Below are 13,888 nucleotides of genomic sequence, written 5' to 3' on the forward strand. Positions count from 1 at the left end.
CACGTCGATTGCGCGCCATTGGCATCCGGGACAAGCCTACTGCACTAGGCTCACCGTGGCAGGGACGAGGTTTATCCTAGGCAGGAAACTGAGGAGATACTGCCGGCGTAATCAAACCCAAATCTATCTCAATAAGATTCGAGCCCCGATCTTGTCTCGAAAAGAGAATCTTCAATCGCCGATCTAGCTGCCGCAACGATAACATTTTTGACAGACTCGTTGTACTCCAAAATAGTAAATTGTGGTCTTCCGCCTACGGTTGATGCAGAACCGGCCAGCTCACGTAACAATATTCCTGACCTTGATGGTGCACTATCTAACAGGTCAGCTAATTCACGAATATCAGATGGTGCCGGGTCATCGGAGATTGTCTCGATCCCGCCGATGAATATGCGCGTCGCGTGCTCCAGCGTGCCGTGCCACGGGCTGGGTTCGTGATGTGCAAAAGAAAAACCGCCAGAGTCGAATATAACAAGAACGTGGAAGTTCTTTAAATCAAACCAACGCGCGGAACATGTAGTTGAAAGAGATCTACCCGTTTCGATCTGACGACACGGAAAAGGTTCATAAACGCGGATATTTTCGCGCCAAGTGTGTAGGTCCGGTCGGCGCGGTAGACCGTCGCGGTGACCACTTATAAGAACCTTGTCAAATATTTGGCTCAGAAAACCGACTTCATCGTATGCTATTGGATCGGAGATCAGAAGATTGATCTCCGTTGTTTTGAGCCAGGCATGCGGAGAAAAAAATTTAGCCAATAAGGACATATAGATTCTCAGCATCTCAAGAGGTCGTCGCGTTAGTATACCGCTCACTTCCTTGACGTCCAAGAAGCTCACTGACGCAGTATATTAACGCCCACTTTCGCTTAGTGTCATCCTGTTGAAGCGCGGTCTCGATGGCGAGCAGCGTGCCGCCGGTCCGCAGATCGCTGCCGAGTTCCAGAGAAAATTCGGGCCTCGATGCACGCCCCACAGGCGAGAGGCTGACATCCTCGAGCGAGCACGTGGCTCGCAGCGCCTAATTTGGCGTTCACGTGGAGCTCCTTCTCAGCTTTTTTGTATTGTGACAGTTGAAGAAAGTGAACCTTCATCGGTAGTATGTGCGACAAAACCGAATACGTTTGTCGGAGAGTCCGGTGTCGATTCGTGATTTAAAGACGTTTTTGGCAATTGCGGAAGGTGGCTCCTTCGCGGCAGCCGCGCAGATGGTGCATCGGACTCAATCCGCTATTACTGCTCAGATGCAGTCACTTGAAGAGGAACTTGGTTTTGCTCTTTTCGATCGATCAAAGCGACCGCCGGTTCTGAGTGAAGCGGGTCGTGCCTTGCTACCTCGAATTGCTGAAGTTGTGCAGGTTTATGATCATTTGTTCCACGCGGCTCAATCGACTGTAGAGGGCCAACTGAGGCTTGGGGTCGTGCCCAGCGTCATCACCGGAATGATGCCAAGAGCTTTGGTTGCGCTCAGGGCGAAATACCCCAGCCTGCATGTCGAATTAACGATGGGCTTGTCCAAGGACGTTGTGGAGCAAGTGCAGAGAGGCACCTTGGACGCGGGCATTGTCAGCGATCTGCTGGAGGGGGGCTCCGGGATGCAATGGTCGCCTTTCGCGCGTGAGCCTCTGGTGCTGATTGCCCCTTTGGATGCTCCAGGTCGAAAGGCTGAAGAACTACTGAGCACATACCCGTTCATTCGCTATACGCGGCAGGCTTGGGTTGGTCAGACCATCGACAGGTTTCTGAAGCAGCGAAAGCTGCGCGTTAATGAAACTATGACGCTTGATACTTTAGAGGCCATCACATCCATGGTTCACTATGGTTTGGGTGTTTCTATCGTTCCCCTCCGCACCACAAGCGAACCCTTTGCTCTTCCCGTGCGCTCCATCACCTTCTCGGGTCCACCGATTTACCGACTGATTGGACTCGTGCATGCGTCGAATCACTCCAAATCCGGACTAGTCGAAGCGTTATTGGCGGAGCTGAAGGAGCAAGTTCAGCAGACAAGCCCGCTATCATTGGCGTTGTCCAAGGCCTCTACTGCCCGTTTTCCTCGGCGAAAGTCCAAGCGCTAGATTCGATTTAATCGTATCATATCTTAAATCTTATTCGTTTTCACAAAAATTCCCCACCTGCTAGAAAAGCCTAAATTCCTTGGCGTTTAGCCGCCGGAATAAAAGGCGAAGGCTATGCAATCTGAATTATCAGTCTCGATCTGGCGTGGTCGAGAAGACGGCTCCTACACGACCTACAAAGTGCCAGAGCGCGCTAATCAGACCGTGCTTGATGTTGTCACTTGGATTCAGCGCAACGTGGATTCGACTCTGTCGTACCGCTTTGCTTGTCGTGTCGGCATGTGCGGTTCCTGTGCCATGGTGGTGAATGGGCGGCCTCGTTGGACGTGCCGGACGCACGTTTCAAAAGTTGCCAAGAGCGGCGCTCTTCAAATTGGTCCTTTACAGAACCTTCCCATCGTTAAGGATCTTGCAACGGACATGAAGCTGTTCTTCGAAAAGTGGCAATCCGCGAAGGGAGTTTTTGAGCCCTCTAAAACGCGTGATGATCCAATTGAGCAAATCAGGCCCGATACACCTGAGCGTCTCGCTGCAGATGCGGCGATCGAGTGCATCAATTGTGGTGTCTGCTACTCGGCTTGCGATACGGTGCGTTGGAACGCCGATTACATGGGGCCGGCTGCCCTGAACCGTGCTTGGTCTCTCATTAATGACATCAGGGATGCGGGGCAGACAGAACGTCTTGAGGCCGTCGCGGCCGGGGGCGGATGCCACTCCTGTCACTCGCACCAGACGTGCCAACAGTTTTGCCCGCAATCTCTTAACCCGACGGCCGCCATAGCCGGCCTTAAGCGCCGCACAGTGCACGCTTATCTCGATGGGGTCATCAAGAAATGAGCGTTCGTCTTTACATTTGGCAGCGCGTCACAGCTGCGGCGATGGTGCCGCTTCTGATCGTGCATCTTGCGGTGATCTTCTATGCAACGCGGCAGGACCTGACGGCGTCCGATATTCTCGCGCGCACACGCGGTAGCTTTGCTTGGGCGCTCTTCTATGTCGCCTTCGTAGCCGCCGCCACTATTCACGCGTCCATCGGTGTACGAAACATTCTTGTCGAGTGGACGCCTATGCGGCGGCGCACGGCAGAAATTGCGTCGATTGGTTTGGCCCTCCTCCTCGGAGTGCTGGGACTGCGCGCCATCGCAGCAGTGGTGCTGCCATGACATCTCTCTTGCTCAATCACCGCCGCAATATCCTGTGGTTTGCAGCCCTCGTCCACCGGTTGTCGGGCATTGGCTTGGCGGCATTCCTCCCACTTCATTTTCTTGCTCTCGGATTGGCGATTGGAGATGGGGAGAAACTAGAGGGGTTTCTGAGATGGACTGACGCGCCCCTCGTTAAATTTGCGGAAACCGGCCTGGTTTTCCTGTTGCTTGTGCACATGCTCGGAGGCCTGCGTCTTCTTCTAGTTGAAAACTTCTCATGGCGCGACGGACAGAAAATGATTGCTTTGGCCGCTACGGCGTTATCTGCACTCGTTGCTTTCGCCTTTCTAATTAGAGTTTTCTGAGGACTCCGTCATGGCCATGGAACGTCTGCGCACTGACATTTTGATATTGGGCTCTGGCGGCGCCGGCCTATTTGCGGCACTCCATGCAAACCGGTCGGGACGCGATTTGGACATTACACTGGCCACCAAAGGCCTGCTCGGGAAATGCGGATGCACCCGCATGGTTCAGGGCGGATATAACGTTGCTCTCAACCCAGGCGACTCGGTCGAACGCCATTTTATGGACACCATAGAGGGCGGCAAGTGGTTGCCGAACCAGGAACTGGCCTGGACGTTGGTCAGCAAAGCGGTGGAGCGCGTTAGAGAGCTTGAGAACGAAATCGGATGCTTCTTTGATCGTAATCCTGACGGAACCCTCCACGGCAAGGCATTTGCTGGACAGACATTCGATCGAACCGTCCATAAAGGTGATTTAACCGGTATCGAGATTATCAACCGCTTGATGGAGCAGGTCTGGGCACGGCCGGGCGTGAGAAAACTCGAGGAGCATCGGGCGCTCGCTCTCATCCCGGATCGCGACGGAGCTTCGATCGCGGGCGTCCTCTTCGTCGATGTTCGCAGCGGGACCTTCCGCTTTGTTGAGGCGAAGGCAGTTCTCCTCGCAACCGGTGGCGGTCCGACCATGTACCGGTATCATACGCCATCTGGAGACAAGAGCATGGATGGCATTGCCATGGCTCTTCGGGTCGGTCTGCCTCTGCGTGATATGGAAATGGTTCAATTCCATCCGACAGGACTTCTCGCTGGGCCCGACACGCGCATGACGGGAACCGTTTTGGAGGAGGGTCTGCGCGGAGCAGGGGGGCATCTGCTCAATGGCGATATGCACCGCTTCATGGGCGACTATGATCCAAAGCTTGAGCGAGCAACTCGAGATGTAGTGAGCCGTGGCATCTATGCCGAGATGAAAGCGGGCCGGACAACGCCCGGCGGCGGCGTCTATATCAAGATGAGCCATCTTGGGCCGAAGGATGTGGCCAAGAAGTTCAAGGGCATGGTCGATCGCTGCCGCGATTGCGGATTCGATCTGGCAGGTGGCTTGGTCGAGGTGGTGCCGACAGCCCACTACTTCATGGGCGGGCTTGTCTGTAATGCCGATACGTCCACGGAAATGCCCGGTCTGTTCGTTGCTGGCGAGGACGCCAGCGGTATGCACGGTGCCAACAGGTTGGGAGGCAACGGTGTGGCAAACTCGACGGTCTTCGGCGGCATCGCCGGCGACACTATGCCAGCATGGCTTGCGAAAAATCCGGGACATCGAACAGCAAACGAAGAGGTGCTCCTCGCCGAAATCGAAAGGGCTCAGCGGCCCTTTGGAAAAAAGCCGGGCGACCTCAACAAGCTGCGCGAGAAGCTGCTTGACCTGATGTGGGAGGATGTCGGCGTTACTCGCGACGAGGATAGCCTTAACCGAGCGCTGACTGGCCTGGAGGATATCGAGGCTGAGCTTCTTTCAGCCGGTATACCTGATGGCGACAAGGCCTTTAATCTAACGTGGCATGATTGGCTAAATTTGCGTTCGCAATGCGAAACGAGCCGCGTGATCGCGTTGGCTGCCAAACAGCGCCGCAACTCCCGCGGTGCACATTACCGCAACGACTATCCTGAAGCTGGTGATCTCGCTACCTCGTGCTTCACTATGGTCCGGCAGACGTCTGACGGGCTCAAAATTACCGACGAACTCGTTCGGTTCACCCATGTCAAACCAGGCGAAACGCTTCTTAGTGTTAAAGATGCCGCTGAATGAACGAGGCATATCATGATTCCTATTGTCGCCCTTTACCGAACAGCCGAAGAACTCATGACGAAGGCTGCCATTGAAATCCCGGACGATTATCTCGCGGGCTTGCGCCGCTGCGCCGACACTGAAAAGGGCGATCTATCCGCCTTCGTGATCCAGGCCATGCTCGAGAACTACGAGGCGGCCAAGGAGGATCGCCGGGCCATGTGTGGCGATACCGGCGTTCCCCGTTGGTATGTGAAGATGGGTAACGACGCTCGCATCGAGGGCGGGCCGGTTGCCTTGGAATCTACTCTTCGTCGCGCAACCGCAAGTGCGACGAGTTCGGTTCCTCTTCGCCCGAACCGTGTTCATCCGCTCTGGCGCACGGATCACAACAATAACGTCGGAATCAACGCGCCGGAAATCGAATACTCGTTCCATCCTCACGGAGATTGGGTCGAGCTAACGACAGTGCATAAGGGGGGGCTGTTTGGTTCCGACTACCGAATGCTTTTCCCCGGTGATGGTATCGAAGGGATCAAGCGGTTCTATCTCGACACCCTAATTGCTTTTGGTCGGCGAGGCCTTGCTTGTCAGCCTGCGATCGTTGGCGTTGGCCTAGGCGGATCGAAGGATGCCTGCATGGTGCTTGGCAAGCAGGCTTCCTGCTTGCGCATGGTGGGAAGCCGCAACCCTGATCCCAAGATTGCCGCACTGGAAGACGAGTTGAAAGAACTCGGAAATAATATCGGCATGGGCGCTATGGGCTTCATGGGAAGCTCCATGGTTGTCGATTGCCACATTGAGGTCGGGTACTGCCACACAGGCGGGATGCCCATGAGCGTGCATATGTTCTGCCTGTCGTCCCGTCGGTCTAGCGCTCGCATCCATGCCGATGGGCGCGTGGAGTTCAGGACTGATCCTATGTGGTTCACCGACTACTCCCGTCGCGCGACAGTCGAGTGGGAGCAACCCTTGACCGACGCTGCGGAGTAAGAATGATGTCAGAAAAACTTGTAACGGTTCATCTGAAGCTTCCGGCCAGCGTCAAAGACTTACGCGCTCTCGAAATCGGAACCGTCGTGTACCTATCAGGGCGTGTCTTCACTGCTCGAGAAGGCGTTTACAAGAAGGCAATCGAAGAAGGCGCAGGCATGCCTGCTTCAGTTGAAGTCCTGGGAAGTGTAAATTTCCACTGCTCTCCGGCGGCGACTGTTGAGCAGGACGGAACTTTGAATGTTGGGGCTGTGACGGCGACGGCATCTTTCCGGTTCGCCAAGTGGCTCGACGGTTGGCTGAAGCTTTCTGGCTGCAACATCATCATCGGTAAGGGCGGCATGACGTCCGAGGTGTATCGTGACATTTTCGTCCCGAACAATGCAGTCTATTTGACAACTGTTGGATATGGGACGGGGGCTCTCCTTGGGAGAGGCATTCGCCGCGTGGTTGGTGCCCACTGGATGGAAGAGCTCGGACTCGCCCAAGCAGTTTGGGTGCTTGATGTTGAGAATTTCGGCCCCTTCTTGGTTGAAAGCGATCTTCGGGGCAATAGCCTGTTTGAACGCGAGAATGCCAAGATCACCCCCGGTCTCGATAAGCTTTACGAGGGAACGCGACCGGCAACTCTGCGTCGCTTTGGTGAGACTAATAACAAAGCGGACGAAGTGATCTAGATGGTCGCTTTGTCGAGTCTTGGCTCCCTCTTCCTGCACGGTATTCAGACTAGGAGACCGCGTTGCCCATCATCGATTTCAGAATCAGGCCGCCTTACAAGGATTTCCTGAATACTATCATGTACGCCGGTGCTGAGCGGCGGGATAGAATTACGCGTGCGATTGGCTTGGAGCCGTCGCCCGCGGCACAAACGCAATCTGTATCGATGCTGATCGACGAGATGGATTCTGCAGGCATTGATATGGGAGTCGTGGTCGGACGCAATTCTGGCAAATTAGGCTCTGTCGAGAATGTGGTTATCAAAGAGTTTTGCGACGCCTATCCAGGTCGTTTTGTGCCCGTTGCTTCCGTTGACCCTTCTGATCGCAAGAAAGCTGTCCAGGAGATCCGCACGGTGATGGCTTCAGGCTATCGAGCCATCAATATTGAGCCAGGCGGTTCATCGCCGCCTTTGCACACCGATGATCGGCAGCTTTATCCAATCTATGCTTTTTGCGAGGACCACGATATCCCGATCATTCTTATGACAGGTGGTAATGCGGGTCCGGATCTCTCCTATACTGCACCGGAGCGGCTTGATCGGGTACTAGGAGATTTTCCATGCCTGAAGATCGTCTCTTCCCACGGTAATTGGCCCTGGGTCCATCAAATTCTCCATGTCGCTTTTCGCCGCCCCAATCTCTATCTATCGCCCGACTATCTTCTCGCCAACATGCCGGGCATGGACGATTACGTGAAAGCTGCCGACACTTGGCTTTCAGACCGCTTCCTCTTTGCAAGCGCGTTTCCGTTTGCGCCAGTCAAGGGTTACCTCGATTTCTTTCGGTCTCTTCCAATTCGGCCTGAAAGTCTTGACCGCATCCTTTATCAAAACGCCGCGGAATTATTAGGCCTGAGCGATGCGGTGACCTCGAACGAGACACACTGGGTCTGACGGGAATGTAATGGAGGCGATGGTCTGGACGCCACGTTCTCTGCCGATTCCAGTACGACCCGCCGCACCCCTTTCGTCGCCGCCATTGATGATCCGACAACTTCCAGAAGTCCAAGTCCTCGGCGGTAGCTAGGTTTGACGATCCGCCCATCGTGGGGAGCCAGATGTGTCGAGCGCGATTGTCGTCTACGGGGGGCAACCGGCGATAGCTGTTCTGAACCGGAGTTTGGCCGGATAGTAGTTTCCAAACGCGGTCGAACTCCGCGAGTAGATCGGTAAGAATGCTGGGGTGGCAACGTGATATCTACGATACGGTTCGATATCTGAGCGTCTGAGACGTACCTGCAGAGACGATGTCGAGCCGTCTCGTGTTGGGATTGTACCTCGGCTCTGCAAGGTGCAGTGGTCGAGATGAAGGCTTTTCCCGCGACGCTCTACCATGCAACGACCGCTGCCGACCGCAAAGACGACCCCTGCGTCGGCATGGCTAGCCCCATCGCTATTTTATGACACCGCGTATCTGGTTTGAAAAGCTCGGTCGTGCTCTGGATCAGCGGGCGGTTACGAGCGTGCCGGTGAACGTGCGGAATAACTTTTACCCGCACCTCTCGAAAAGCCCTCAACTTCCTCCGTAGATGCGTCAACCACCGGCATGTTTGCGTCGGTCTCATTCGGGGCGATGTCGCGCGCTGCTTCCACATAGCGCCATCGATGAAGATCGCCGGTCCCAAGCGATGTGACGAAAAACTTTCAGCAGGACGCGATGAAGATAGAAAGGAATGCAATGGCATTGAAAACGAACTGCTGCATCGACCGCTTACCTAGCGAACCGTAGAAGTTTGCAACGGGCGCTAGTCGATGATTTGAAAACGGCGTTCTCGGAGCGGATTCTCAGCGCGACCGGGACAAACACTGGAAATGAGCGCGCGACCTTCAGGGAAAGGGTTTTGCCAGCAGTACTGAGATAGCGCTCGCGTTCAACTTAAAAAAAAATGAAATTATCCGTCAATTATATTAATTTGCCTTCCGTATCGGCGCCAACTAGCGTTCTAAGCAGTAACGGTTCCACACGGCAAGCAGGCCCGACATGATAGAAGTCAAGCAGTCACAGATATTGTCAGCCACTCGATCAAAAACCGATCCCTCCGGCCATCATTCAATCGATGCGGCATTTCTGCCGATGTGGGGTGCTCTTCGCAGTTGCGCTGGAATTGGTGGGTTTATTCTCCTTTGGCAGCTTCTCTCAACATTTGAAATTATTAACCCACTGCTGCTCCCGTCGCCCATCGTACTTCTCAGTACAATGAGGGACATGATTGTCGATGGTTCTATGTTCGTGCATGCTGCTGCGAGCTTGGAGCGGGTCCTCGTCGGGTTTGCGATTGCTGCTATTGTCGGGATGACACTCGGTGTAGCGCTCGGATGGTGGTCACTCGCGTCGGAACTAATCAAGCCTATCGTTGAGGCGCTTCGACCAATACCGCCGATTGCTTGGACGCCTCTCGCAATTCTTTGGTTCGGCGTTGGTAATGCACCAAGCTACTTCCTTGTTTTTATCGGCGCGGTGTTTCCTATTTTTGTCAATACGTTCGCGGCTGTGAAAGGACTCGACCACACGCAGGTGAATGCCGCTCGTTGCCTGGGTGCCGGCCCCCGACTCCTTGTCACGGACGTTGTCATTCCGGGCGCGCTCCCGATCATCTTTCCTGGTCTAAGGATCGCGCTAGGCGTCGGATGGATGTGTGTCGTTGCGGCTGAGTTGATAGCTGCTCAATCGGGTCTCGGATACATGATCCAGCAGAGCAGGATGCTTTTACAAACACACTACGTACTAACTGGAATGGTCGTCATCGGAATAATTGGTTTCGCTATGGACGTTGGTATGGTCTGGCTTGAGCGGCGGCTGATCCCTTGGAAGGGTGGAAGGACAAGAGAATGAACATGGGCACATCAAACCAGATCTGCATTCGAGGTGTCTCAAAGATTTTCTCCGGTCGCGGAGCGGCTGTGACGGCGTTGGCCGATGTGAACTTGGACATTCGTGCGGGCGAATTTCTGGTGCTGCTCGGCCCGAGTGGTTGTGGAAAATCAACTCTCCTGAATCTAATTGCGGGCTTCACTAAGTCGACTTTCGGGTCCATCCAGCACGATGGCGCCGAGGTGACTCGTCCCGATCATCGGAGGACTGTTGTTTTTCAGGAATATGCACTGTTCCCGTGGAAGACGGTCCAGGAGAATGTCGAGTTCGGCCTCAAGGCACAGGGAGTTGCCAAAAAGGACCGGGCGGCAGCAGCTCGTCAGCTCCTTGGCGTCGTCCGCTTGGCGGGGTTCGAGAACTGTTATCCCCATGAGATATCGGGCGGAATGAAGCAACGCGCTGCGATCGCTCGGGCCATCGCGCCGAATCCGGAGATACTGCTCATGGACGAGCCTTTCGGTGCGCTTGACGCGCAGACACGGGTTTTGCTCCAAGAAGAAGTGGCTCGGATTTCCGCCGAAACAAAGAAAACGATCATTTTCGTCACGCACTCTATCGATGAGGCGGTGTTCCTGGGAGACCGCATCGTCGTAATGAGCAGCAGGCCGGGCCGCGTACGCGAAATTCATGATGTTGATCTGCCGCGGCCGCGCGTGCCGGAGATGCGGTCTGATAAAACTTACCGGGACTTGGTCGATACACTTTGGCTTTCGTTGCGTCCCGACTGGCGGGCCGAAACCGGTGATGTAACTCCAAAAGTGTCAGTGGAGATGGTGCGATGACTGAGAATCGACGTTCATTTTTGCGAGGTGTCATTGGTGCGTTTGCTGCCGCATCTGTTTTCTCGCCTGCCTCGGCTCGCGAGCGTAAAACTATCAGAATCGGATGGCAGCCGTCGCAGCCTGTCTCGGCCCAGATAGCCCATACTTTGGCGAAGACAAACATCCTTGAAAAAAATGACCTTAAGGGCGAGCTTTTGATGTTTAGTTATGGGCCCGCCGTTAACGAAGCGCTCGTCTCGGGAGCGATCGACGTAGGTTTTGTCGGGGACATGCCATCGGTATCGTTGGCCGCCGCGGGGGCGCCTACGACAGTAGTGGCACGGCAGTCCACGTTTCGTGGTTCGATCATTGTCCCTCCCAATAGCAGCATACAAACGATCCAAGACCTTAAAGGAAAGAAGCTCTACGGACCCACAGGGAGCTCTATCCATCTCGCGGCCCTCAATATGCTGGGAGAAGCAGGGCTCCGTCGAGGATCGGATGTCGAGATCCTCAACATGAGCTTTGCTGAACTCACCGATGCGCTAAAGGCAAATAGGATCGAAGCCTTGTTCGTTTGGGATCCTTGGATTGAAAACTTCGTTCGCCAAGGTCTCGCCCGCGTGGTCGCCTCCAAAACGGATCTAACGATGGTAATAGCGGCCCGTGACGACTTCAGATCAAAAAATCCTGACGCAGTTGAACGGTTTTTGAAGGCTCACAAGGAGGCGCTTCTCTTTGCTGCGCGCAATCATGAAAAGACAAATGCTTGGTTTCGCGAGCCCGCGGCGGCTCAGGCGCTTGATCCAGCTACGGTAGAGCAAGCAGCTTCTTACGACCCGCAATGGAATGCAAAAAAGCAGCAAGATATACGGCTTTCGTTTAACGCTGCGGAAAAGGATCGATATCTTGGCCTTGGCCGGCAGGCTTTCGAGCTGAAGATCTTCCCCAGCGCGCCACCTCTTGAGCGAAAAATAGATATGAGCGCGGCGGAACGCCTCGATGCAAGTTCATGGGAATTCGACCCAGCATCAGTCTTGGTCAAACAGTGATACGTGCTTTGTGTTCCTACCAGCGCGGACGCTGGCTCGAACCTGATCGACCGCGCTCGGCTCTGAGTGGCCATTGAGCCGCGCGGGTTACCCGCCAAGGCGGACTTGGCCGGGTATCGTCTGGCTACATTATCTTCCTGCTGGTGGTCATCAACACGGCGCGGGTACGTTCCGCGGCTTCCTGCAGTTCTTTGCCACCTACCTTTCGCTGGCGTTCGGCGATGTGTTCGCAGGGCTTTTTGGTATCCGGTCGTCATCTGCACGGCGGTCGCGACGATCGGTTCAATCGTGCTGCCGAAAAGGCCGAAGCTCGATACCGACGGCTAAGACGTGCTTCGCAATCCACGGACCGTCGTACGGCGGCTCGTGTTTCGTCTTCTTTCATCTTCCGGGATCGATGGCATGACTTCCAAAAAATTCAGCAACTACAAGGCCGCCGTTGTTCAGGTCGCGTCAAATCCGACCGACACTATCGCATCCGCCCAGAAGGCCGTGAGCCTGATCGAACAGACGGCCAAGGCCGGCGCCCGACTGGTGGTTTTTCCCGAAGCTTTCCTTGGCGGCTATCCCAAAGGCAATTCGTTCGGCGCCCCGATCGGGCTGCGCAAGCCCGAAGGGCGCGAAGCATTCCGGACGTACTGGGAGCAGGCAATCGATCTCGACGGGCCTGAAGTCGAGGTGATCGCCACGGCGACGGCCGCTACAGGGGTCTTCGGCGTCATCGGCTGCATCGAGCGGGAGCATGGCACGCTGTATTGTACTGTGCTGTTCTTCGATGGTGCGAATGGCCTTGTGGGCAAGCATCGCAAGCTGATGCCGACCGCTGGCGAGCGGCTGATCTGGGGATTCGGTGACGGATCCACCATGCCGGTCTTCAAGACCTCGCTCGGCACCATCGGGGCGGTGATCTGCTGGGAAAACTATATGCCGATGCTGCGTATGCACATGTACAGCCAGGGCATCAGCATCTACTGCGCGCCCACGGCGGATGACCGCGACACCTGGCTGGCCAGCATGCAGCATGTCGCAATCGAGGGGCGCTGCTTTGTGCTGACGGCCTGCCAGCACCTCAAGCGCGGTGCGTTTCCTGAGAACTACGAATGTTCGCTCGGCAACGATCCCGAGACCGTGCTAATGCGTGGCGGCAGCGCCATCATCAACCCGTTTGGCAAGGTGCTGGCGGGGCCGCACTTCGAGGGCGAAACAATTCTCTATGCCGACATCGACCTCGATGACGTGGCGCGCGGCAAATACGATTTCGATGCGACGGGTCATTATTCACGGCCCGACGTGTTCCAGCTTATCGTTGACGATCGGCCGAAAGCGGTGGTGTCCACGGTCAGCGGTACGCCTACTAAGGCCTGACGAGGATCATATGCTCTTCGATATGGGCCGGCTCGCAGCGGACATCCGCTACAAAATCCTCACGGCAACCGTTACTCCGCGCCCCATCGCGTGGGTGACGACCCGCTCGACTGACGGCATCGCAAACGCGGCGCCGTTCAGCTTCTTCAATGTGCTGGGGCACGAACCTCCCACGGTTGTGCTTGGTCTGTTGCGCCATCCCGAAAAGGGATTGAAAGACACGGCGGAGAATATCCTCGCGACCGGGGAGTTCGTCGTGCATCTCGTGCCGTACCAGATGGCGGATGCGATGAACGCGACCTGTGTCGATGCGCCGCCCGAGGTCGATGAACTTTCACTGGCTGGCTTGCGGACGATACCATCGCAGATGGTTTCACCGCCGCGTATCGTCGGGAGTCCGGTGGCGTTCGAATGCCGCAGCATTTCGTCTCACGAGACAGGACCGAGGCAAGTCGCCTTGATCGGCGAAGTCGTGTGCGCCCACGTGGCGGATGAATTCGTCCTTGATGCTAGCAAGGGTTACATTGACACGCTTGCACTGGATCTCATCGCCCGCATGCACGGCAGCGGATGGTATGCGCGTCCAGCCGATCTATTCCAGTTGGCACGGCCGGCGCCGATCAGGCGTGGTGCCCGTAGTGGTCGGCGCGAGCCGAAGTAGTGCTGGGAGGCTACGAGCCCATAAATCCCGGCCGGTTATATACCGGACACACAGAGAAATCCGGTCTCGTTTCAAAGCGCTGCGAAGCGGGCTTAGTGTCAAACCTATATGGAAGTATGGTCGCAGTTTTGTTCTGAATGCTGCGCCGGCTGGGCC

Annotated in this window: 14 protein-coding genes; 13 read left to right on the plus strand and 1 reads right to left on the minus strand. The window is 55.6% G+C overall.

Features of this window, described 5'->3' with window-relative positions:
* Window positions 1-128: 128 nt before the first annotated feature.
* Window positions 129-782 (minus strand): hypothetical protein, encoded by a 654-nt coding sequence (locus tag I554_RS27035; RefSeq protein ID WP_152528588.1) that lies wholly within the window; start codon window positions 780-782, stop codon window positions 129-131.
* A gap of 356 nt (window positions 783-1,138) precedes the next feature.
* Here I554_RS27035 and I554_RS0123630 point away from each other — a divergent pair, with 356 nt between their 5' ends.
* The 13 genes from I554_RS0123630 (at window position 1,139) to I554_RS0123690 (ending at window position 13,732) form a co-directional block, all read left to right on the plus strand.
* On the plus strand, window positions 1,139-2,074 hold the full coding sequence (locus I554_RS0123630; RefSeq protein WP_024578194.1) for a LysR family transcriptional regulator: 936 nt from the start codon (window positions 1,139-1,141) through the stop codon (window positions 2,072-2,074).
* Window positions 2,075-2,188: 114 nt separating this feature from the next.
* Window positions 2,189-2,911 carry a 2Fe-2S iron-sulfur cluster-binding protein gene (locus I554_RS0123635; protein ID WP_024577383.1) on the plus strand — a complete coding sequence of 241 codons (723 nt, stop codon included), beginning with the start codon at window positions 2,189-2,191 and terminating at the stop codon, window positions 2,909-2,911.
* Entirely contained in the window at window positions 2,908-3,237 is a 330-nt protein-coding gene (locus I554_RS0123640) for a succinate dehydrogenase (protein WP_024577382.1), read from the plus strand. The genes I554_RS0123635 and I554_RS0123640 overlap by 4 nt, the downstream gene beginning before the upstream one ends.
* Window positions 3,234-3,584, plus strand: a complete 351-nt coding sequence (locus I554_RS0123645; protein WP_024577381.1) for a hypothetical protein — start codon at window positions 3,234-3,236, stop codon at window positions 3,582-3,584. The genes I554_RS0123640 and I554_RS0123645 overlap by 4 nt, the downstream gene beginning before the upstream one ends.
* Window positions 3,585-3,594: 10 nt before the next feature.
* Window positions 3,595-5,331, plus strand: coding sequence for an FAD-binding protein (locus I554_RS0123650; RefSeq protein WP_024577380.1), 1,737 nt, complete (start codon window positions 3,595-3,597; stop codon window positions 5,329-5,331).
* A 12-nt stretch (window positions 5,332-5,343) separates the two neighbouring features.
* Window positions 5,344-6,303: a fumarate hydratase gene (locus I554_RS0123655; RefSeq protein WP_024577379.1), complete on the plus strand. Its 960-nt coding sequence runs from the start codon at window positions 5,344-5,346 to the stop codon at window positions 6,301-6,303.
* Between the two features lie 5 nt (window positions 6,304-6,308).
* The gene (locus I554_RS0123660; protein ID WP_152527725.1) at window positions 6,309-6,980 is read left to right on the plus strand and encodes a fumarate hydratase C-terminal domain-containing protein; all 672 of its coding nucleotides are present in this window, start codon (window positions 6,309-6,311) and stop codon (window positions 6,978-6,980) included.
* A gap of 62 nt (window positions 6,981-7,042) precedes the next feature.
* Window positions 7,043-7,915, plus strand: a complete 873-nt coding sequence (locus I554_RS0123665; protein WP_024577377.1) for an amidohydrolase family protein — start codon at window positions 7,043-7,045, stop codon at window positions 7,913-7,915.
* Window positions 7,916-9,002: 1,087 nt separating this feature from the next.
* Entirely contained in the window at window positions 9,003-9,854 is an 852-nt protein-coding gene (locus I554_RS0123670; RefSeq protein WP_081710850.1) for an ABC transporter permease, read from the plus strand.
* Window positions 9,851-10,675 carry an ABC transporter ATP-binding protein gene (locus I554_RS0123675; RefSeq protein ID WP_024577375.1) on the plus strand — a complete coding sequence of 275 codons (825 nt, stop codon included), beginning with the start codon at window positions 9,851-9,853 and terminating at the stop codon, window positions 10,673-10,675. The genes I554_RS0123670 and I554_RS0123675 overlap by 4 nt, the downstream gene beginning before the upstream one ends.
* The gene (locus I554_RS0123680) at window positions 10,672-11,706 is read left to right on the plus strand and encodes an NrtA/SsuA/CpmA family ABC transporter substrate-binding protein (RefSeq protein WP_024578264.1); all 1,035 of its coding nucleotides are present in this window, start codon (window positions 10,672-10,674) and stop codon (window positions 11,704-11,706) included. The genes I554_RS0123675 and I554_RS0123680 overlap by 4 nt, the downstream gene beginning before the upstream one ends.
* Before the next feature lie 402 nt (window positions 11,707-12,108).
* Entirely contained in the window at window positions 12,109-13,071 is a 963-nt protein-coding gene (locus I554_RS0123685; RefSeq protein ID WP_024577373.1) for a carbon-nitrogen hydrolase family protein, read from the plus strand.
* A gap of 10 nt (window positions 13,072-13,081) precedes the next feature.
* Window positions 13,082-13,732: a flavin reductase family protein gene (locus I554_RS0123690; protein ID WP_024577372.1), complete on the plus strand. Its 651-nt coding sequence runs from the start codon at window positions 13,082-13,084 to the stop codon at window positions 13,730-13,732.
* Window positions 13,733-13,888: the final 156 nt, after the last annotated feature.

Source organism: Afipia sp. OHSU_II-C1, assembly GCF_000497575.1.
In the GTDB taxonomy this organism is placed as follows: domain Bacteria; phylum Pseudomonadota; class Alphaproteobacteria; order Rhizobiales; family Xanthobacteraceae; genus Afipia.

Bases quoted from the DNA above. Each gene is read 5' to 3' on its own strand.
- I554_RS27035 (WP_152528588.1), bottom strand. From the start codon at position 782: ATGCTGAGAATCTATATGTCCTTATTGGCTAAATTTTTTTCTCCGCAT.
- I554_RS0123635 (WP_024577383.1), top strand. From the start codon at position 2,189: ATGCAATCTGAATTATCAGTCTCGATCTGGCGTGGTCGAGAAGACGGC.
- I554_RS0123640 (WP_024577382.1), top strand. From the start codon at position 2,908: ATGAGCGTTCGTCTTTACATTTGGCAGCGCGTCACAGCTGCGGCGATG.
- I554_RS0123645 (WP_024577381.1), top strand. From the start codon at position 3,234: ATGACATCTCTCTTGCTCAATCACCGCCGCAATATCCTGTGGTTTGCA.
- I554_RS0123650 (WP_024577380.1), top strand. From the start codon at position 3,595: ATGGCCATGGAACGTCTGCGCACTGACATTTTGATATTGGGCTCTGGC.
- I554_RS0123655 (WP_024577379.1), top strand. From the start codon at position 5,344: ATGATTCCTATTGTCGCCCTTTACCGAACAGCCGAAGAACTCATGACG.
- I554_RS0123660 (WP_152527725.1), top strand. From the start codon at position 6,309: ATGTCAGAAAAACTTGTAACGGTTCATCTGAAGCTTCCGGCCAGCGTC.
- I554_RS0123670 (WP_081710850.1), top strand. From the start codon at position 9,003: ATGATAGAAGTCAAGCAGTCACAGATATTGTCAGCCACTCGATCAAAA.
- I554_RS0123675 (WP_024577375.1), top strand. From the start codon at position 9,851: ATGAACATGGGCACATCAAACCAGATCTGCATTCGAGGTGTCTCAAAG.
- I554_RS0123680 (WP_024578264.1), top strand. From the start codon at position 10,672: ATGACTGAGAATCGACGTTCATTTTTGCGAGGTGTCATTGGTGCGTTT.
- I554_RS0123685 (WP_024577373.1), top strand. From the start codon at position 12,109: ATGACTTCCAAAAAATTCAGCAACTACAAGGCCGCCGTTGTTCAGGTC.
- I554_RS0123690 (WP_024577372.1), top strand. From the start codon at position 13,082: ATGCTCTTCGATATGGGCCGGCTCGCAGCGGACATCCGCTACAAAATC.